The sequence below is a fragment of the Pseudomonas sp. AK-TSAG1-1 genome (assembly GCF_056821665.1).
Genome location: NZ_CM165965.1, coordinates 3,167,059 through 3,187,484, shown reverse-complemented (window position 1 = coordinate 3,187,484; position 20,426 = coordinate 3,167,059). Strand labels below are relative to the sequence as shown.

Here is a 20,426-nt window from a genome sequence, read left to right as displayed (position 1 = left end):
GTAAATTCTTTCGACCGTGTTTCCGAGTGTTCGCTGTGGCAAACTCCTGCCCATCAGAAATATACGACGGGTCTATTGTTTGGTATTTTGCGCCCCATGAAACCGACCTACGACGACACTCGCCAACACCTGCTCGATACCGGCCACCGGATGATGGCCGAGAGGGGCTTCACCAGCGTTGGCCTGAGCGACATCCTGCAAACCGCCGGCGTGCCCAAGGGCTCGTTCTATCACTACTTCAAATCCAAGGAACTCTACGGCCAGGCGCTGCTCGAGGACTACTTTGTCGGCTACCTTGCCGACATGGAGCGCCGCCTGACACTGCCCGGTCTCAGCGCTTATGAGCGGCTGATGGATTACTGGCAGGGCTGGCAGAACCGCTGCACCCTGGAAGGCCATGGCGATGAATGCCTGGTGGTGAAGTTGAGTGCAGAAGTGGCCGACCTGTCCGAATCGATGCGCCTCACCTTGCGCGACGGCGCCGAACGCATCGTTGCGCGGATCACGACGTGCCTGGAAGAAGGGCAGCTGGATAAAAGTTTGCCGAAGACCGATGCGCGCGAACTGGCCGAAACCCTTTATCAGCTTTGGTTGGGGGCCAGTTTGTTGAACAAGTTGCAGCGCACGGGGCAGTCGCTGCAGACGTCGATGGTGATGACGAAGCGGCTTTTGCAAAGCTGAGCGCACCCACTTCATCGACCCGGATGGCTATGAGCAGGCCGTGTGATCAGCGTCTTCGTGATGTCTAGCCGCTTGCATCAGCTACCGCCAAACCAGTTATAGCCCTGATCTTCCCAGTAGCCACCGGGATAGGTATTGGTGACGAAAATCGCCTGAATGTGTTTCGGGTTCTTGTAGCCCAGCTTGGTCGGCATGCGCAGCTTCATCGGGAAGCCATATTGACGCGGCAGTACGGCGCCGTCGTAAGTCAGCGTGAGTAGCGTTTGCGCATGCAGGGCGGTGGGCATGTCGATACTGGTGTAGTAATCGTCGGCGCATTTGAAGCCGACGTACTTGGCATCGGTGTCGGCGCCAACGCGTTTGAGGAAATCACTGAAGCGTACGCCGCCCCAGCGGCCGATGGCGCTCCAGCCCTCGACGCAAATGTGCCGGGTGATCTGCTCGGTCTGCGCCATCGCCCGCAGCTCCTCGAGCCGCCAACTGTGCTTGTCAGCAACCAGACCGGTAACTTCCAGACGGTAGCTGTCTTCATCGACGACCGGCGCTTCGTCGATGCCGTAAAAGGCATTGAACGGAAATGGCCGCGTAATCATCGACTCAGGGTAAGTGGGGGCCATGGCGTTGGGGTTGAACAGCCAGCCCTGGACCCTGTCATTGAAGCGCGACATGGACGACAGGGCCGTTTCAACCTGATCGTTATCGGAGATGTTGCAGCCGGATAACATGGCCACGCCGCCGAGGGTCAAACTACGCAACAGGAAGGCGCGTCTTGAGTGATCTTCGATTTGCCGCGAAATGATGTTCCGTGCGTCCTGCAGAATGGCCGATTTATCCAACGCTGGGCGCTTGCTCATACACGCTCCTTGTGGCCGACAATCATGGCCCATAACGTCTTTGGCACCAGCGCGACCATCAGCAGATGCACGGCGATGAACGCCACCAACAGAGACATGGCAATGAAGTGCACGTGCCGCGCACTGTCGTAGCCGCCGAGCAGTTCGCGCAGTAACGGAAACTGCACTGACTTCCACAAGACCAACCCGGATATCACCAGCACCGTCACGTCGAGTATCACAAACAGATACGCCACACGCTGCACGTGGTTGTAATGACTTATATCGTCATGCCCCAGCCGGCCATGCAGCGCAGACCACAGGTCATGAAAAAAGCCTTTGGGTGATACAGGAAAAAATCGTCGTGACAACCGACCGCTAAAAACATTGAAAAGCAGGTAGAGAAGGCTGACGACGACCAGCAGCCACATCGCCGCGAAATGCCATTGCAACGCGCCGCCCAGCCAGCCGCCCAAGGTGATCGAATTGGGAAAATCGAAGCCATAAAGAGGCGAGGCGTTGTAGATGCGCCATCCACTGGTGACCATGACCACTATCGCCAAAGCATTCAGCCAATGGGCGAGCCTCAACCAGGCAGGATGGCTGTTCTGCGTATCGGAACGGGTAGTTTCAGGTGCAGATGACATTGGAGGAGGCTCCAAATCCGAACAACGGCATAACCTACTGTCCAGTGTAGACGCTAACCCGAACCACCATGCCTCCCTGCAATGCCATCTCCAGCTAGGCTTGTTAGCTGAGGCACGAGGTGAGGAGGTGGTTATGCCAATGGCGAAAACAGCGCTTGTCCTGGCCGGTGGTGGCAGCCTGGGCGCGGTTCAGGTCGGGATGTTACAGGCGCTGGTTGAGGCTGACGTCGTATTCGACCTGGTGGTTGGCGCGTCGGTCGGCGCCATTAACGGTGCCTACTTCGCCGCCAGACCGAATGCCAAAGGCGTGAGCGAACTCGCGGACTTCTGGCGCAGCCTGCGCAAGTCGGATGTGTTCCCTTTCTCTGCGCTCGACACCCTCAAGGGCATTCTGAATCGTCGCGGGCACTTGCTGAGTGCATCCGCCTTGCACCGTTTAGTGAGCAGATCACTGCCGGTCAAACGGATCGAAGACACCGAGTTACCACTTTATATCGTCACCACCAATCTGCTCAGCGGTGCCGAGGAGCTATTGTCCAGCGGCAGCGCCGAACAGGCTTTGCTCGCCAGCGCGGCGATTCCGCTGGTGTTTCCCAGCGTGCGAGTCGGAGAAAAATTTTTGGTCGACGGCGGCGTCAGCAGCAACACACCGATCGCCAGTGCGGTGGCATTGGGCGCAACACGGGTTCTGGTGCTGCCCACCGGGTTCGGTTGTGCCTGCCCCTGTCCGCCCACTGGACTCGTTGCGCTGGCCTTGCACACGCTCAACTTGATGAGCATGCGTCAACTGGTGCGTGACATCGAGCTGTACCGTGCACGTGCAGCCATCCATGTGGTCCCGCCGCTGTGCCCACTGGACGCTTCAGTGTTCGACTTCAACCAGACAGACCAACTGCTGCAACGGGCTTATCAGTCAACTCAGACCTGGATAGAGGAGGGCGGATTGATCCGCGACGGAATACCCGATTCGCTGCTGGCGCATACTCATCATTTTGCTGATGAGTGATCTCGGAATCACCCAGCGACCGTCGTCGCGAGGTGTTCGCCAATAAAGAGGCGTTGGCTGCTGATGACTGCATTCCCGTCGGGAATGCAGTGCATGAAATCGACCGAGGCAAGATGAGTTAGTCAGCCATCACTTCGTCGAGTGCCTGCTCAAGCAGGCTGACCGTACGTTCGATATTCTGCAGCTTCTCGAGTCCGAACAGCCCGATGCGGAAAGTCTGGAAGTCGGCCGGCTCGTCACATTGCAATGGTACTCCGGCGGCGATCTGCAGGCCGTGCTCGGCAAATTTCTTGCCGTTCTTGATGTCGCCATCCTCGGTGTAGCTCACCACGACGCCGGGAGCCTGAAAACCGGCAGCAGCCACGCTTTTGAAGCCTTTGCCGGTCAACAGGGCGCGTACCTGATCACCCAGCGCCTGTTGTTCGTCGCGGATCTTGTCGAAACCGTAGGCTTGCGTCTCTTTCATCACATCGTCGAACCGCGCGAGGGAATCGCTGGGCATGGTCGCGTGGTAGGCATGGCCGCCCTGTTCGTAGGCCTGCATGATCTGCAGCCACTTTTTCAGGTCGCAGGCGAAGCTGCTGCTTTGCGTCTGTTCGATGCGTTCGAGGGCCCGCGCACTGAACATCACCAGGGCGCAGCAAGGGGAGGCGCTCCAGCCTTTCTGCGGCGCGCTGATCAGCAGGTCGATTGCGCATTTGTGCATATCAACCCAAATCGCGCCCGAGGCGATGCAGTCCAGCACAAACAGACCGCCCACCGCATGCACGGCGTCGCCAACCGCCCGCAAGTACTCGTCGGGCAGGATGATCCCGGATGATGTTTCAACGTGGGGCGCGAAGACTATCTGAGGCTTATGTGCCGCAATGGCTGCCAGCACTTCGTCCAGAGGAGGCGGGGCGTAGGCAGCGTGGCGGTCGGTGTCGACCGGTCGCGCCTTGAGCACCGTGGTGGCCGCCGGAATGTTGCCCATCTCAAGTATCTGGCTCCAGCGATAACTGAACCAGCCGTTACGTATCACCAGGCATGGCTGGCCGGTGGCGAACTGCCGCGCCACCGCTTCCATGCCGAAAGTGCCGCTGCCCGGGACCACCGCAACCGCTTCGGCGTTGTAGACCTGTTTCAGGGTCTTGGAAACGTTCTTCATCACGCCTTGGAAGGATTGCGACATGTGGTTGAGCGAGCGGTCGGTGTAGACCACCGAGTACTCGACCAGTCCCTCAGGATCGATACCGGGATAGAGCTTTGACATGGCGGAACTCCTTTGGCAGAGATGTAGTGGTATCGACCCTGCCTCAAGCCGTGGCAAATGACAAGGTTGCCCGGCTTGTCAGCACTTGCGTTCAATCACAGCGGCACAAGACGAGGAGGGAACAGTGATGCACAATCATTCTCCAGCCGGATCAATGTGTTTATCGATTTTCAGATCGAAACGTTCGGTCCGGCGGCCACAACCAAGCGATGTGAACAATGAATCGTCCGCTGTTTGTTTCTCTCGATGGGCCCAAGGGCACCGGTAAAACCACACTGCTGGAGGCGGTTACAAAGACAATGAGGGCAGCCAACAAGAAAGTCATCAGGCTTTGCGAGAGAAAAAGTGATCCTTTTCGGGGTGAAACCATGGCCCTGATAAACACGCTTGCCAGAAATCCTTCGGCGGATCTGGAATGGGCTGTGTGCCAGCGCCTGGCTGATAGCCGTCGCTGGATCTCCCGACACGTACTGACGAAGCAACCGTTGGACAGCATTGTCCTGATCGATCGCTGGTATCCGTCTGATGCCGCGTTTCGCCAAACCATCCCGTTTGCCGAGATTCTCCAGTTGAACCTGGATCGAGACGTGCGAGTGCCGGACCTGCATGTCGGCGTCGTGACTGATCCGGATATTTCATGGGCAAGGGCTGCGGCGCGATCTCGAGGATCAGGCGGCACCGTGATCCAGCAGCATGCAGAACATGTGGCGTGTACGGTGATGTTCGAGCGAGCGGTCAAGGAACATGGTTGGGTTCTATGCCGTAACGAGGGAACGATTGAAGACGCTACGATGCAGGTGGTTTCTGAGATCTACAGGGTGCTGGTGTGATCGTTGGAATGGAGGCAAGTGTTGATGCAAGAGGCGCGTAGCGTAATACATGATTTAACATAATATACATTACACGTAACAAGATGTTTCGCGATCAGCCCGGTTGCACGCCAGATTTCAATCCAGAGCCTTTGCTCGTGAGCCTCGCTTTTCCCAAGCCTCAATCATCATCCCGCGTCAGTTTTTCAATCAGCGTTCGATGCTGCGAAAATTGCGCTGTGAGTTTCTTGCGGTCACCCATTTGCATGTCCGCAAAATCAAATCCTGGCGATACCGCTTCGCTGATCAATCCAAATCCATGTTCACCGTCGAGTAGCCGCGAAGCTTTCCAGATTCCACCAGGCACGTGCATTTGCAAATGCTGACCTGCCAGAACGTCGTTGCCCATTATCAGCGTCTGCAGCGAACCGTCAGCGTGGATCATGTTGTACTCGATGGGATCTCCCAGATGAAAAAAATGCAGGATGTCCGACTGATTGAAATGAAACTGGCCCACCGGCGAATCCTCGGTCAGCAAGTAATAAATCGCAGTCATCAGGTAACGGGGTCCATTGGTGGTTTGCAGCATGGCGCGCTCATCAGCTTGAAACGTCCTGCGAAAATAGCCGCCTTCGACGTGAGGCTGCAGATCCAGCGCCGCAATCACCTCCTTAACGCCTGATTTCCCTGGGTTCATGGTCTGCTCCGTTGATTTGAAGGTAGATTCTCCGATAGCTCAACTAAACGGCTATTTAGTGTAGTTAACCGACGATAGCTGCACGTTTGCAGATTTTATGCGCGCACACCATAAAGGCGCGATCGATCAACAACGCTTGAGCGTCTCACTTGGCAACTCATTGAACAGCGCCCGATAGCCGCTGGAAAACCGCCCCAGATGCCAGAAAGACCAGTTCATCGCCACTTCGGCCACTGTAGTTTCCGTCGGCGCGCGCATGAGCAGCTCACGATGCGCGCTGTTCAATCGCCGCAGGCGCAACCAGTGGCTTGGCGTCATGCCGGTGAAGTTCTTGAACGCATGCTGCAACTGCCGTAGCGAGACGCCCGCCACCTGTGCCAGTTCCAGCAGATTGACCGTCTCTTCCGGCGAATCGGCAGCCCATTCCCCTACTCGCTTCATGATCGTCCGTTCCTCGCTACGGCGCTGCAGACCGCCGCGATCAAGACGCGCACGGGCGTTGTCGAGGATGAACAGACAGTCTTCAAGCAACTGTTGAGTCAGGGCTTCTTTGCTTGGTTGATCAAGGGTTTGCGACAACTTCGTGAGTGTCGAGCTTAACCAGCGACTGAACAAGGCGTTCTGCCCGCAATTCAGCGGCGCCATGAACAGGCCTTCAAGTCGGGACACGTCCAGACCGTGTTGCCGGACGAATTCCGGGCCAAAAACCACGGCAATTTCCTGGTAGTTCTCCGGAGTGATCCAGATGTTGCGGCTCTCTTCGTTGAGCAGATACAGCGCGTTGTCGCTGCGATCGAAACAAAACGCCAAGGCACCCGCTGGGGCGCTGAAATTCTGTTCGACGCGGGTGTTCATCTGTTCTTCGTAAACCTGCACGCCCTGCAAATCCAGATAGCGAATCTGCCCGGCGAAATGTCCGGGAGACATCTGCTGGTAATGCTGAACCCAACCCGGCGTGGCACGGATTTGCTCGGAGACATCAGCGGTATTGAAAGCCTGAACCTGTAGCGGATTGCACGTTGTCATGGGAGACCTTGCGCACTCTTTTGGTGCGCTTTGGTGCTGCTTAAAGTGGATAGATGGAACTGCAAGGCACGCCCAAGATAGTCGTCAACGCGCCACAGGGGAAGGGGCGGAAGATGAAACCCGCCCTCCCCGGCGTCTATAAAACCAATAACGAGGTCTTTATGAATGCCCCTTTCGATCAGCTGTTCACTTGGCTGAAAGATCACAAGATTACCGAAGTTGAATGTGTGGTCAGTGACCTGACCGGCATCGCCCGCGGCAAGATCGCACCGACCAACAAGTTCCTGCATGAACGAGGCATGCGCCTGCCGGAAAGTGTGCTGCTGCAAACGGTAACCGGGGATTTTGTCGACGACGATATCTACTACGACCTGCTCGACCCGGCCGACATCGACATGGTCTGCAAGCCGGTAGCCGACGCCGTGTATGTGATTCCGTGGGCGATCGAGCCGACCGCCATCGTCATCCACGACACCTTCGACAAGTTCGGCAACCCGATCGAACTGTCGCCGCGCAACGTGCTGAAGAAAGTCCTGCAGCTGTACACCGACAAAGGCTGGAAGCCAATTGTGGCGCCGGAAATGGAGTTCTACCTGACCCAGCGCTGTGAAGATCCGGACTTGCCACTCAAGGCGCCGCTCGGTCGTTCGGGCCGTGCGGAAAGTGGTCGTCAGTCGTTCTCGATCGACGCCGCCAACGAATTCGATCCGTTGTTCGAAGACGTCTACGACTGGTGCGAGCTGCAAGGTCTGGACCTGGACACGCTGATTCACGAAGACGGTCCGGCGCAGATGGAAATCAACTTCCGTCACGGCGACGCACTGGATCTGGCTGACCAGATCACCGTATTCAAACGCACCCTGCGCGAGGCGGCGCTCAAGCACAACGTCACCGCGACGTTCATGGCCAAACCGATAGGCGACGAACCCGGCAGCGCCATGCACCTGCACCAGAGCGTGGTGGAAATCGCCACCGGCAAGCCTATCTTCGCCAATGCCGACGGCACGATGAGCGAGCTGTTCCGCCATCACATCGGCGGGCTGCAGAAATACATCCCGAAAGTGCTGCCGATGTTCGCGCCCAACGTCAACTCGTTCCGCCGCTTCCTGCCGGACACTTCGGCACCGGTGAACGTCGAATGGGGCGAAGAAAACCGTACCGTCGGCCTGCGTGTGCCGACCTCCGGCCCGGAATCCATGCGCGTGGAAAACCGCTTGCCGGGCGCTGACGCCAACCCGTACCTGGCGATTGCTGCGAGCCTTTTGTGTGGCTACATCGGCATGGTCGAAGGCATCGAGCCGAGTGCTGCCGTTGAAGGTCGGGCCTACGAGCGCCGCAATTTGCGCCTGCCGATCACTATCGAAGAAGCGCTGACGCAAATGGAAGAGTGCGACACCGTTGCCGAGTACCTGGGCAGCAAGTTCGTACGCGGCTACGTCGCCGTCAAACGCGCCGAGCACGAAAACTTCAAGCGCGTGATCAGTTCGTGGGAACGCGAGTTCCTGCTGCTCAGCGTCTAAGCCAATCCGCAAAGCCCCTTCGCCCCCTGTGGGAGGGGCTTTTGTGGGAGGGGTTTGTTCCCGAAAGCGGTGTATCAGTCAAGTAATGCTGAACGTGCCGGCCTCTTCGCGAGCAAGCCCCGCCCACAGAGGAACAATGAGCGACCTGAAAATCCAGAACCACCTGAAAAAATCCAATAACTTCAAGAGGTGTCGATATGCGTCTACTGAAATCCATGGTCCCTGCCGCTCTGGCGCTGGTGTGCAGCACTGCAGCGCTGGCTCAGCCACAGGTCAGCGTTTACAACTGGACCGACTACATCGGTGAAACCACCCTCGCCGACTTCCAGACCAAGACCGGGATCAAGGTGATCTACGACGTTTTCGATTCCAACGAAACCCTGGAGGGCAAGCTCCTCGCCGGTCGTACCGGTTACGACGTGGTGGTGCCGTCCAACCACTTTCTTGCCCGTCAGGTAAAGGCCGGTGCCTTCCTCAAACTGGATCGCGAGCAGTTGCCGAACTGGAAAAATCTCGACCCGAAACTGCTCGCGCTGCTGGAGAAAAACGACCCGCAAAACGCGCACTCGGTGCCGTACCTCTGGGGCACCAACGGCATCGGTTACAACGTCGACAAGGTCAAGCAAGTGCTGGGCATTGATCACATCGATTCCTGGGCCGTGCTGTTCGAACCGGAAAACATCAAGAAGCTCTCGCAGTGCGGCGTGTCGATGATGGATTCGGCCGACGAAGTGTTCCCGGCGATCCTCAACTACATGGGCATGGACCCACGCAGCGAGAACCCGGAAGACTTCAAAAAAGCTGAAGCCAAACTGCTGAGCATCCGCCCGTACATCACCTACTTCCACTCCTCCAAATACGTCTCGGACCTGGCCAACGGTGATATCTGCGTGGCCTTCGGTTATTCCGGCGACGTGTTCCAGGCCGCCAACCGCGCCAAGGAAGCCAAGAACGGCGTGAACATCGCCTACGCCATTCCCAAGGAAGGCGCCAACCTGTGGTTCGACCTGCTGGCAGTTCCGGCCGACGCCGCCAATCCTAAAGAAGCCCACGCCTTCATTAATTACCTGCTCGACCCGCAGGTGATCGCCAAGGTCAGTGCCTCGGTCGGTTATGCCAACCCGAATCCGCCCGCCAAACAGTACATGGACGTCGCGCTGGTGAATAACCCAGAGGTTTATCCGCCGCAGGAAGTCCTCGACAAACTGTACATTTCCACCACCCCGCCCCAGTCGATCATGCGTCTGATGACCCGTTCCTGGAGCAAAGTGAAGTCGAACAAATGAATCAGTACACCCAGGAACACGCCCGCTCCTATTACGCAGCCTCGGCGCGGGCAAGCACGCCATACCCCAAGCTGGACGGCGATCTGAACGTTGATGTCTGCGTCATCGGCGGTGGTTTCACCGGGGTCAACACCGCCATCGAACTCGCTCAGCGCGGCCTGTCGGTGGTGTTGCTCGAAGCCCGGCGCATCGGCTGGGGTGCCAGTGGGCGCAACGGCGGCCAGTTGATCCGCGGCATTGGCCATGAAGTCGAAGGCTTTGCCCGCTATGTCGGCAATGACGGCGTGCGTTACTTGCAACGTGCCGGGATCGATTCGGTGGAGCTGGTACGCCAGCGCATCACTGACAACCACATCGAGTGCGACTTGCATTGGGGCTTCTGTGAGTTGGCCAACACCCCCGCACAATTCGCGGCATTCAAGGACGAGCAAGTCAGCCTTGCCGAGCTTGGCTACAGCCATGAAACCCGGCTGGTAGGCCCCGAGCAGATCCGTCAACAAGTGGTCAACGCCGAGGTCTACGCCGGTGGTCTGGTGGACATGGGCTCCGGCCACCTGCATCCGCTGGATCTGGTGCAAGGCGAGGCACGTCTGGCGGCGTCCCTCGGCGTGCGGATCTTCGAGCAGAGCCCGGTGCAGCAGATCATTCATGGCGAAACCGTTCAGGTGCGTTGCGCCCACGGCACCGTGCGTGCTGGCAGTCTGGTGCTCGGTTGCAACGCCCACCTGGATGAACTCGAACAGCAGCTCAGCGGCAAGGTGCTGCCGGCCGGCAGCTACATCATCGCCACCGAGCCGTTGTCCGAGGAGCGCGCCGCGCAATTGATCCCGCACAATCTTGCACTGTGCGACCAGAAAGTCGGCCTCGATTACTACCGGCTCTCGGCGGATCGACGCCTGTTGTTCGGCGGCGCATGCCACTATTCCGGACGCGATCCTGCCGACATCGCGGCCTACATGCGACCGAAGATGCTCAAGGTCTTCCCGCAACTGGCAGACGTGCGCATCGATTATCAGTGGGGCGGCAAGATCGGCATCACCGCCAACCGCTTCCCCCAGGTTGGCCGACTCAAGCAGCAGCCGAACGTGTACTACGCTCAGGGGTATTCCGGCCATGGCCTGAACGTCACGCACTGGTGCGCCAAACTGCTGGGCGAGGCGATTCATGCCGGGCACAGTCAGGGCATGGACGTGTTCAGCGCAGTGCCGCACATGACCTTTCCCGGCGGCCCGGCACTGCGTTCGCCGCTGCTGGCACTGGGCATGTTCTGGTATCGGCTGCGTGAGCTGGTGGGCTGACGGCGTTCGGGCAATTAATCCTTTCGGTTTGCTCTATCGCAAGGCACTTCTATATTGATGAAGTGCTTTTGCGTTCCTGACGCTCAGTGCCCAACAAACCGAGGAGGACATGGATGAAGTCGTCAGCCGCCGATGAGCCGCGAGCACCGGGGCAAGCCCCGATCAAGACCCGACGCTTCAGTATTTCACTGGTGTGGATCGTCCCGATCGTCGCGGTGCTGGTCGGCATTTCGCTGGTGGTGCACAACCTGATGCAGGAAGGCCCGACGATCATCGTCAACTTCAAGACCGGCAGCGGTCTGACCGCCAACAAGACCGAGGTCAAATACCGCAACGTGGTGATCGGCCAGGTGACTGACGTCGAGCTGAGCGGCGACCAGAAGAGCGTCGACGCCACCATCAAACTGTCCAAACAGGCCGAAACCTTCACCCGCGAAGACTCGCAATTCTGGGTCGTGCGCCCGCGCATCGGCGCCGGCGGTGTTTCGGGCATCGACACCCTGCTCTCCGGCGACTACATCGGCGCCGACATCGGTCAGGCCGATGGCCGTGCGAAACACTTCAAAGGCCTGGAAAATCCACCGCCGATTACCTACGGCGAACCGGGCAAGCGCTTCATGCTGCACGCCTCCGATCTGGGCTCGCTGGACATCGGCTCACCGGTGTATTTCCGCAAGATACCGGTCGGCCAAGTCGTCACCTACACCCTCGACCCCGATGGCAAAGGGGTCGACATCGAAGTATTCATTCACTCGCCGAACGATGCGTTTGTCACCGAGAACACCCGGTTCTGGAATGCCAGCGGCATCGACGTCAACTTTGGCGCCAACGGGTTTGCGGTGAAAACCGAATCGCTTTCGACTTTGCTGGTGGGCGGCATCGCCTTCCGCGCTCCGGACTACAGCCCCAACGACGTGGCCGCAGGCGAAGACAAGGACTTCGAGCTGTTCGCCGACCAACAGACCGCTCTCGCCCCCCCTAACGGCAAGGCGCAATACATGGTGCTGCGTTTCGACCAGTCGCTGCGCGGACTCAAGGTCGATGCGCCGGTCGAGTTCCTTGGCATGGAGATCGGCCGGGTGGTGGGCATCAACCTGGATTTCGATGCGAAAAAGCGCACCTTCCCGCTTAATGTCGGGATCGTCATTTACCCGCAGCGTCTGGGGCAGGCCTACAAAAAGATGCTGACCGAATTCAAGCATGATCCCAACGACGAAGCCGCCGGCATTCGTCTGCTCGGCACCTTTGTCGATAATGGCCTGCGCGCCCAGGCCCGCAGCGGCAACCTGCTGACCGGGCAACTGTACATCGCGCTGGATTTCTTCCCGAAAGCCGAGAAGGTTGCGTTCGATCCGACCGTTCGGCCTGTGATCCTGCCGACCGTTCCCGGCAGCCTCGAACAGCTGCAGGAAAAGCTCGAAGCGATGGTCGACAAGCTCAACAAACTGCCGGTCGAACGGATTGCCGGCAACCTCGACAGCAATCTCGTCGAGCTGCGCAAAGGCCTGACCCAGTTCAACGCGAAAACCCTGCCGGGTGTGCAGGCCACCCTGGCCGACGTCAGCAAGACCTTGCAGTCCGCCAGCTCGACATTGGCCGAAGACTCGCCGCAGCGTGAAAAACTGACGCAGACCCTCGACGAGCTCGGGCGCATGTCGCGTTCGCTGCGTGAGCTGTCGGATTATCTGGGACGGCATCCGGAGTCGCTGATACGTGGCCGCCCGGACAACGCCGCGCCATTGGATCTGAAAGGACCGCCGCGCAATTGAGCACAGGAGCTACCCCATGGCTTTACCGCTGAAGATCACCCTGCTCGCTGCGTTCCTGCTCCTTGGGGCCTGCCGCAGCGACCCGATCAGCTTTCACACGCTGACGCCGGTGCAGTTGCCCAACACCCGGGCCGGGGCGCAGATTCCCATTGAGGGAATCACCGTGCCCCCGCAAGTCGACCGCCCGCAAATTGTCATCCGCCAAGGCAGCAGTGGCCTGGCGATTCTGGAAACCCAATGGTGGGGAGCGAGTCTGGCGGATGAGTTACGCAGTGCACTGAACGATCAACTGAGCAACACCGGCACTCGCGGCAATGTCTCTGTGCGCATCGACGTGCAGCGTTTTGATTCGATCCCCGGCCAGTACGGACTGATTGACGTCAAATGGCGTCTGCGCCCCAGTGGCGCGGCGGAAAACAGCTTGCTGACGTGCCGCTCCACGTTGCAAACGCCGTCAGGCCCGGGGATTGACGATCTGGTGGCCGCGCAACAGAACAACGTCAGGCGCCTGGCGGCATTGATCAGTCAGGCGGCGGGCAACCCGCGTGGCTGTCCATCGGCGTCCTGAGCCATCGGCTACAGCGTGACGGTGAAGCGACAACCGTTGGGTTCGCGCGTCACCAGTTGCACCTGCCACTGTTGATGGCTGCAGATTCGCTGCACCAGCGACAGCCCCAGTCCAAGGCCCTCCCCGCGCTGTTCGTCCCCGCGCACGAACGGCTGAAACATGGCGTGGCGTTTCTCTTCAGGGATCCCGATGCCGCTGTCCTCGACCACAAAACTGTCATTGAGCAGGGTCAGACGCACAAAGCCCTGATCGGTGTAGTGCCAGGCATTGCGCAGCAGGTTGCCCATGACCGACTGCAGGAAGGTCAGGTCATATCGCCCCGTGCCGGCCTGCTTCGACTCATAGATGAACGCCAGACCCTTCTCGCGAATCAATCGCCCCCAGACTTCGACCTGGGCATCGGCAACCTCTTCGAGCGTGCAGGTGGAGGCGGTTCCGAGCTCTTCGGGCTTGCGCGCGAGCAGCAAAAAAGTCTCGACCAGTTGGCGCATTTCACTGCTGGCCCGGGCTATCCGTCTGACGTGCTCGGTGGAGCGCGGTTCAAGCGAGGGGTTGGCCAGCAACAGTTCGCAGGAGCTGGCCAGAATCATCAACGGCGTGCGCAGCTCATGGCTCACGTCACTGGTGAAGAGTTTTTCCCGATTCAGGGTGTCTCGCAAGCGGCCAAGAGTCTGGTCAAAAGACAGTGCCAGGGCCCCGACTTCATCGTCGGCGTAGTCAGGGTGCAGTGCCGGCGCCAACGCAATCAATTGATCACGATGGCGAACCTGTCGTGCCAGGCGGATCACCGGTGCCATGACCTGCCGTGCCAACAGCCTGCCGAGCGTGACAGCCAAAATGACGCTGAGGATGAAACCGACGATCACCACGACAAATAGCAGATGCTCTCGCTGTTCAAAGCTTTCCTGATTGCGCAGCAGCACATATTTGCGTCCGCCAACCGCGTCGACCATGGCGTAGAAGTCATCACCATTCAACGTTATCTCCTGGAAACCCAGGGGCAGGCTCGCCAGTGGTTCGGTCAGCGCCATGGGACCGGGACCGTTCTCGAAGAAAAACAATTCGCTTTTTTCCGGCTCATGCCGCCATTGGCTGATGTCGTCCATTGCCAGCAAGCGGCGCAAACCACCGTTCAGGGCGGTCATGGTCAACTTGTGCTCGACGACATGCACGGTGGCGACAATGCCCATCGCGAACACACCCGCAAACAGAGCGCTCATCAAGGCGAACACAATCACGATCCGATTGGCGAGGCTTTGCTTGAGGTCCATCCGGTTTCATGACTCCAGTGCTGATTTCAGAACAACAGACAAGGTAGCGCGCGATGCCACGGGCCCAAGGGGCGCAGCTTCGCCTCCACGGCCGTCGTTGTTAAGTAGCGCCGATAAACAAAACGAGTATTTGAGTTTGTTTATCAAATAGCCGTTTTAGTTAAAACAGGTTGGCCCTCGCAAATTTTTCACAAGTTCTTCACTGCTCCGACACGCGTCTGACCGTAGTGTTCAGCAGCCATTCAAGCAAACCACCGTAAAGTAACTAACCTTCTCGAGCTCACGTTGCACTGTGTGTGTACTGAATGGAACTCGGGAATGACAAGGGGCAACGTTTTGGTTGAATTAGTACAAGTACAATCAGCGTCCAAGCGATGGGACCTGTCTCGTCCGCGCACCTGGGCAATCATTGCTGTCGGTTTGCTGCTCATCGCACTGATTTGCGGCTTCGTCTGGATGCAACGCTCGCCCGCCAACCTGCGCTATGCCAGTGCATCTGCCACCCAGGAATGGGTGAGCGCCTGGCAGGCCGGCGAAGTCGTCGCACTGGTGCGGCATACCGAGCGTTGCGACCGCTCGACCAATACCTGCCTGGGGCCGGCGGACGGTATCACTCAGGTGGGCAGCATTGCTGCAGCCGGCGTCGGCCAAGGCTTCATGCAATTGGGCCTGCAGAAAACCCAGGTCTTCAGCAGCCCGCTGACGCGCACCATGCAGACTGCACATTACATGCTCGGTCACGATGCGGTGCCCCAGGAATGGCTGGAAACCTGTGGCCCGACACTGCGCAATGAGGTGGTGGCGCACAAGACGCCCGGGCAGAACATGATTCTGGTGACGCACAGCGGCTGCATCGCCGATTTTGAAAGGCAAACCGGTTATCCCCGAGCAGTCGCTGCCGAATATGGCAGCGCTGTTTTAGTGCGGATCGACGCGCAAGGCGAGCTTAAAGTCATTGGCCTCATGAATCCCGAAGGCTGGCAACGCATGAACAAATAACAGGCAGGCGTGTTGTACAACTTTTCGGTATTGCGCAAACACGCCTCTGGCTCGCGCGTTGCACCCGCCAATTTGTAATAAGAAATGTTTTTAAGTTTCGAAAACTGGACATATTCCGTTTTAAAGCTTGTCTTTCCAGAGAGAACTTAGAGCTGGAAGCACGCCAGTTCTCTGAATGCAGGAAACGTCCACCGGACGTGCTTGCGCCTGCATTCATCCAACCCGATGTCACGCCTGCTACGGAAATCGCCAGGCGCGTCATTGAAACGCACACTTTGTACTGCACCAAGGTCCAGTCATGACGTCTGAGAACAAACCGCTGCACCATGCGGCTTTGAATTTGCCTCGCCTCCAACCGAGCACCGTGATCGAGCGTTTTGCGATCCCCGGTCTGGTACTGGCGTTCGTAGTGTTTTATCTGCTGCCACTGATGACCCACGGCCTGTGGATTCCCGATGAAACCCGTTATGGCCAGATCAGCCAGGAAATGCTGCAGAGTGGCAATTGGGTAGCGCCGCACTTCATGGGCATTCGCTATTTTGAGAAACCGATTGCCGGCTACTGGATGATCGCCATCGGCCAGGCGATATTCGGCGAGAACCTGTTCGGCGTGCGCATCGCCTCCGCGCTGAGCACTGGGGTAAGCGTATGGCTGGCCTATCTGCTGGCCCGCCGTCTGTGGAACAACCCGCGCATCAGCGCGGCTTGCGCCCTCCTTTATATGAGCTTCGGCCTGATCGCCGGCCAGGCTGGTTATGCCAACCTCGATCCGCAGTTCACCTTGTGGGTCAACCTGAGCCTGGTAGCGATCTGGTTTGCCATCGACAGCAATACCCCGCGCGGTCGGCTGGGTGGTTGGGCATTGTTGGGGCTCGCCTGCGGCATGGGCCTGATGACCAAAGGCTTTCTTGCCCTGATGCTGCCGGTACTGATCGCCCTGCCCTACATGATCTGGCAGCGTCGCTTTGGCGAACTGGTGCGTTATGGGCTGGTTGCCGTTGCGGTGGCCGCACTGGTCAGCGTGCCGTGGGCACTGGCCGTGCATGCGCGTGAACCGGACTTCTGGCGCTTCTTCTTCTGGCACGAACACATCCGCCGCTTTGCCGCCGGTGAAGATGCCCAGCATGCGCGCCCATGGTGGTTCTATCTGCCGCTGCTGTTTGCATCCACCTTGCCGTGGGCGCTGCTGTTGCCTTCGACATTGCTGCGCACCTGGCGCGAAAAACGCGACCCGAAAATCGGCTTCCTGGCCTTGTGGTTCGTGCTGCCGCTGGCATTTTTCAGCGCGAGCAGCGGCAAGCTGCCGACTTACATCATGCCGTGCCTGCTGCCATTGGCGTTGCTGATGGGTTACACCGTGATGGGCTGGCTTGATCGCCAGGACGGTCGCGTGTTGCGTAGCAACGGCGTAGTCAACGTGGTGTTGGCCATTGCCGCGCTGGTCGCGCTGATCTATCTGCAAGCGACCCGCGAAATTTACGAACACACCGAAATGTTCAGCCTGTCGCTGGCCTATATCGTGCTGCTGGGCTGGCTCATCGCCGGCTCGCTGCAAACATTGCGACCGCTGACGTTGTGGGCGACACCGGCGCTGGGCATTGGCCTGCTCATCGCGTTGCTGCCGGCCGCGATGCCGGCAACCATCGTCAACAGCAAAATGCCGGATCAGTTCATTGCCGAACACCAGCAGGAACTGAGCGAAACCACCTCGTTGCTGAGTAACGACCTGGGCGCAGCATCTGCGTTGTCCTGGCGTCTGCGTCGTCCGCAGGTGGATCTGTTCAACACCGTCGGCGAACTCAAGTACGGTCTCGATGACCCGGCCATGGCCTCGCGCAAAGTCAGTCTGGAAGACGTTGGCCAGTGGATGACCGAAGCCCGCAAAAAAGGCTCGGTCGGCGTGGTAATGCGAGTCAACAGCACATCGGACGCTCAGCAACTTGAGCTGCTGCCCATCGACGGCAAGCATTACCGCCGTGGCCAACTGGAAATCCTCATCTTCAACCAGAGCCAGCCATGACCCGGAATACGTCTGATCGGGGGCCACTGCTGCTCCTGCTGGCCGCGACTGCCCTGATGCTGCTGCTCGGCCTGGGCAGCCGCGAATTGTGGGGCGCGGAAACCCGCTGGGCCAATATCGCCCTGCAGATGCTGCAAAGTGGCGACTATTTTGACCCGTACCTCAAGGGCACGCCCTATTACGACAAACCGTTGCTGTCCTACTGGCTGATAACCGGCACCGCCTGGTTGACCGGTGGCCTGGGCCACTGGTCGCTGCGCCTGTCTTCGGTGATTTCCGCCTGGTTCAGCGTCTGGCTGGTGTATCTGCTGGGCGAGCAACTGTTTCGCAAAGGCACCGGACTGATCGCCGGCTGGATGCTGGCGACAACCTTCTATTTTGTGTTCTGGGCGCGGGTCGCCACGGCTGACATCCTCACCGTCTGCGGGATTCTGGCGGCGGTCTGGTGGTACTGGCGCGGACCGGAGGACACGCGATTTTCGCGTTATCTGGTGTTCTTCGGGCTGTTGTCGCTGACCTCACTGTTCAAAGGCCTGATCGGCTTCATCCTGCCCGGGCTGGTGCTGTTGCCGCATCTGCTCGGCGAACACCGCTGGAAGCGCCACCTGAACCTGCGCCTGTGCGCCGCCCTGCTGATTGCCGGCGCCTTCTATATGGTGCCGTTCCTGCTGTCGCACCTCTACGGCGCGCCGAACTATGGCGAAAGCGGCCTGGGCCTGGTTCTGCGGGAAAACGTCGTGCGGTTTTTCCAGCCGTTCGATCAATTCGGGCCGATCTACACCTACCTGATCTATCTGCCGGTCTACACCCTGCCCTGGGCGCCGTGCTGGATCATTGCGTTGTGGGTGGCGATCCGCAACTGGCGTGACATCGAGCCAGACACCCGCTGGCTGATCCTCGGCCTCGGCTTGCTGATGCTGTTTTTCACCGCCAGCGGCAGCCGTCGCAGCTATTACGTACTGCCACTGGTGCCGTTCGCGCAACTTCTCGGCGCCTGGTGGATCACCCGACGCATGGCGCAGCGCAATTCCGAAGGCCGTGGCTGGAAAATCGGCTTCGGCGTTGCCACTGTCGCCCTGGTCGCCATTCTCGGCGTCCTCTATCCGTGGACCAACAGTGGCGGCGGCGCGATTCCGTTTGGCGACTCGGTACGTCAGCAGGCCAGCCAGCAGGCGCCGCTCAACCAGTGGCGCATGGTCATGGTCGAGGTCGACAACAAAGTGCCGATGTACCTGCAAACCGGCGGTGCGCCGTTCTATTACGTGCAAGAAGGTCAGGACTTTCCGCGCACGGGTGACACCGCAGCGCTGATGACCTGGCTGGAACGCACCAGCGGCCAGCACTGGGATCCGCAACGCACGATCGTCGTCGCCCAGTACCGCACCGGCGATACACCGCCGCTGAATTATCTGAGCAGCGATCATCAAGTCATCACCACCACGCCTACCCGCGGCGAGCAGATGTTCCACGGTCGTGAAGACCAGAGCGTCGCTTACATTCCAAACCCTTCCTGAAAAAAAACACGTCATCGGGCGCACAGCAATCGTGCGCCCGATGACGTCGTCGCCTAATCTGAATGACAATGACAAGTATTAACGGTTTGTTTGACGTTTTTTTCTCATTTGCCCCCCTAAATTGCCCTGCGACTTAACACTTGCAAATCATTCGCATTGCATCACGCTGCGAAGGCTTGCTCATAACGTCTTATAAACAGGAGCTCACTGGTCATGCACCCACGTATTGCATCGTTCTTCAAACCCGCTCTGCTGACGACCGTCCTGCTCGTTGCCGGCCACGCAGTGGCTGCCGACGCCGTTGGTATCGTGGTCTATAACGCGCAGCACGAAAGCCTGACCAAAGCCTGGGTTGACGGGTTCACCCAGGAAACCGGCATTCCGGTCACCCTCCGCAATGGTGACGACACTGAGATGGGCAACCAGCTCGTACAGGAAGGCTCGGCCTCGCCGGCTGACGTGTTCCTCACGGAAAACTCTCCAGCCATGGTGCTGGTCGATAACGCCAAGCTGTTCGCCCCGGTAGCGCCGACGACGCTTGAGCAAGTGGATTCAGCTTACCGCCCGGCCCACGGCCAATGGGTCGGCATCGCTGCCCGCTCGACGGTGTTCGTCTACAACCCGGCCAAACTGACTGAGAAAGACCTGCCAAAATCCCTGCTCGATCTGGCCAAACCTGACTGGAAAGGCCGCTGGGCCGCCTCGCCTGCCGGTGCCGACTTCCAGGCGATCGTCGCCGCCGTACTTGAGCAGAAAGGCGAAGCCGCCACGCTGGACTGGCTCAAAGGCATGAAAACCAACGCAACCATCTATCGCGGCAACAGCGCCGTGCTCAAAGCGGTGAATGCCGGCCAGATCGACAGCGGCGTGATCTACCACTATTACAGCTTCGTCGATCAGTCCAAGACCGGTGAAAACAGCAAGAACACCCAACTGCACTACTTCAAACATCAGGACCCGGGCGCATTCGTGAGCATTTCCGGTGCGGGCGTGCTGGCTTCCAGCAAGCATCAGGACGAAGCTCAACAATTCCTCAAATACATCACCGGCAAACAGGGCCAGGAAGTCCTGCACACCGGCAATTCGTTTGAGTACGCCGTCGGCAAGGGCGCTCAGTCCAACCCGAAACTGGTGCCACTCAAAGATCTCGATGCGCCGAAGGTCGATGCCTCGAAACTTGACAGTAAAAAAGCCGTCGAGCTGATGACTCAGGCCGGACTGCTGTAAGTG

At 58.8% G+C, this 20,426-nt stretch carries 18 protein-coding genes; 12 read left to right on the top strand and 6 right to left on the bottom strand.

Features of this window, described 5'->3' with window-relative positions; genetic code table 11:
• Window positions 1-96: 96 nt before the first annotated feature.
• Complete coding sequence (locus tag AC1UK9_RS14160; RefSeq protein WP_473015745.1) at window positions 97-681, top strand: TetR/AcrR family transcriptional regulator; 585 nt, start codon at window positions 97-99, stop codon at window positions 679-681.
• A gap of 77 nt (window positions 682-758) precedes the next feature.
• Here AC1UK9_RS14160 and AC1UK9_RS14155 read toward each other — a convergent pair whose 3' ends face one another.
• Together AC1UK9_RS14155 and AC1UK9_RS14150 are read right to left on the bottom strand one after the other, a co-directional pair.
• Complete coding sequence (locus AC1UK9_RS14155; protein WP_482577709.1) at window positions 759-1,535, bottom strand: molybdopterin-dependent oxidoreductase; 777 nt, start codon at window positions 1,533-1,535, stop codon at window positions 759-761.
• On the bottom strand, window positions 1,532-2,161 hold the full coding sequence (locus tag AC1UK9_RS14150; protein WP_482577708.1) for a cytochrome b/b6 domain-containing protein: 630 nt from the start codon (window positions 2,159-2,161) through the stop codon (window positions 1,532-1,534). Before AC1UK9_RS14150 ends, AC1UK9_RS14155 begins: the two co-directional genes overlap by 4 nt.
• Window positions 2,162-2,294: 133 nt before the next feature.
• Here AC1UK9_RS14150 and AC1UK9_RS14145 point away from each other — a divergent pair, with 133 nt between their 5' ends.
• Entirely contained in the window at window positions 2,295-3,167 is an 873-nt protein-coding gene (locus tag AC1UK9_RS14145; RefSeq protein ID WP_473015742.1) for a patatin-like phospholipase family protein, read from the top strand.
• Window positions 3,168-3,285: 118 nt separating this feature from the next.
• Here AC1UK9_RS14145 and AC1UK9_RS14140 read toward each other — a convergent pair whose 3' ends face one another.
• Entirely contained in the window at window positions 3,286-4,419 is a 1,134-nt protein-coding gene (locus AC1UK9_RS14140) for an aminotransferase class V-fold PLP-dependent enzyme (protein ID WP_482577706.1), read from the bottom strand.
• Window positions 4,420-4,637: 218 nt separating this feature from the next.
• Between AC1UK9_RS14140 and AC1UK9_RS14135 the strand changes: the two genes are divergently transcribed.
• Window positions 4,638-5,249 (top strand): dTMP kinase, encoded by a 612-nt coding sequence (locus AC1UK9_RS14135; protein WP_482577705.1) that lies wholly within the window; start codon window positions 4,638-4,640, stop codon window positions 5,247-5,249.
• A 160-nt stretch (window positions 5,250-5,409) separates the two neighbouring features.
• Here AC1UK9_RS14135 and AC1UK9_RS14130 read toward each other — a convergent pair whose 3' ends face one another.
• Window positions 5,410-5,925, bottom strand: a complete 516-nt coding sequence (locus AC1UK9_RS14130; RefSeq protein WP_482577703.1) for a cupin domain-containing protein — start codon at window positions 5,923-5,925, stop codon at window positions 5,410-5,412.
• A gap of 126 nt (window positions 5,926-6,051) precedes the next feature.
• The gene (locus AC1UK9_RS14125) at window positions 6,052-6,951 is read right to left on the bottom strand and encodes a helix-turn-helix domain-containing protein (RefSeq protein ID WP_482577702.1); all 900 of its coding nucleotides are present in this window, start codon (window positions 6,949-6,951) and stop codon (window positions 6,052-6,054) included.
• A 161-nt stretch (window positions 6,952-7,112) separates the two neighbouring features.
• Here AC1UK9_RS14125 and AC1UK9_RS14120 point away from each other — a divergent pair, with 161 nt between their 5' ends.
• From AC1UK9_RS14120 to AC1UK9_RS14100, 5 genes are all read left to right on the top strand, one after another.
• Complete coding sequence (locus AC1UK9_RS14120) at window positions 7,113-8,471, top strand: glutamine synthetase family protein (RefSeq protein ID WP_025109788.1); 1,359 nt, start codon at window positions 7,113-7,115, stop codon at window positions 8,469-8,471.
• 197 nt (window positions 8,472-8,668) lie between these two features.
• Entirely contained in the window at window positions 8,669-9,757 is a 1,089-nt protein-coding gene (locus tag AC1UK9_RS14115) for a polyamine ABC transporter substrate-binding protein (protein ID WP_025109789.1), read from the top strand.
• A complete protein-coding gene (locus AC1UK9_RS14110) occupies window positions 9,754-11,055 on the top strand; it encodes an NAD(P)/FAD-dependent oxidoreductase (RefSeq protein WP_025109790.1) in 1,302 nt (433 codons plus the stop codon). The genes AC1UK9_RS14115 and AC1UK9_RS14110 overlap by 4 nt, the downstream gene beginning before the upstream one ends.
• Window positions 11,056-11,168: 113 nt before the next feature.
• The gene (locus AC1UK9_RS14105; RefSeq protein ID WP_025109791.1) at window positions 11,169-12,824 is read left to right on the top strand and encodes a PqiB family protein; all 1,656 of its coding nucleotides are present in this window, start codon (window positions 11,169-11,171) and stop codon (window positions 12,822-12,824) included.
• 16 nt (window positions 12,825-12,840) lie between these two features.
• Window positions 12,841-13,392, top strand: coding sequence for a PqiC family protein (locus AC1UK9_RS14100; RefSeq protein ID WP_025109792.1), 552 nt, complete (start codon window positions 12,841-12,843; stop codon window positions 13,390-13,392).
• Between the two features lie 8 nt (window positions 13,393-13,400).
• Here the strand turns inward: AC1UK9_RS14100 and AC1UK9_RS14095 are convergent, their stop codons facing one another.
• Window positions 13,401-14,663 (bottom strand): sensor histidine kinase, encoded by a 1,263-nt coding sequence (locus tag AC1UK9_RS14095; RefSeq protein ID WP_482577701.1) that lies wholly within the window; start codon window positions 14,661-14,663, stop codon window positions 13,401-13,403.
• A gap of 456 nt (window positions 14,664-15,119) precedes the next feature.
• On the opposite strand from AC1UK9_RS14095, the gene pmrG reads away from it, so the two are divergent.
• The 4 genes from pmrG (at window position 15,120) to AC1UK9_RS14075 (ending at window position 20,423) form a co-directional block, all read left to right on the top strand.
• On the top strand, window positions 15,120-15,662 hold the full coding sequence (gene pmrG / locus AC1UK9_RS14090; RefSeq protein ID WP_371262558.1) for a lipopolysaccharide core heptose(II)-phosphate phosphatase PmrG: 543 nt from the start codon (window positions 15,120-15,122) through the stop codon (window positions 15,660-15,662).
• A 298-nt stretch (window positions 15,663-15,960) separates the two neighbouring features.
• Window positions 15,961-17,682, top strand: a complete 1,722-nt coding sequence (arnT, locus tag AC1UK9_RS14085) for a lipid IV(A) 4-amino-4-deoxy-L-arabinosyltransferase (protein ID WP_473015732.1) — start codon at window positions 15,961-15,963, stop codon at window positions 17,680-17,682.
• On the top strand, window positions 17,679-19,196 hold the full coding sequence (locus AC1UK9_RS14080; RefSeq protein WP_482577700.1) for an ArnT family glycosyltransferase: 1,518 nt from the start codon (window positions 17,679-17,681) through the stop codon (window positions 19,194-19,196). The genes arnT and AC1UK9_RS14080 overlap by 4 nt, the downstream gene beginning before the upstream one ends.
• Window positions 19,197-19,409: 213 nt before the next feature.
• A complete protein-coding gene (locus AC1UK9_RS14075) occupies window positions 19,410-20,423 on the top strand; it encodes an iron ABC transporter substrate-binding protein (protein WP_482577699.1) in 1,014 nt (337 codons plus the stop codon).
• The last annotated feature ends 3 nt before the right edge of the window (window positions 20,424-20,426 follow it).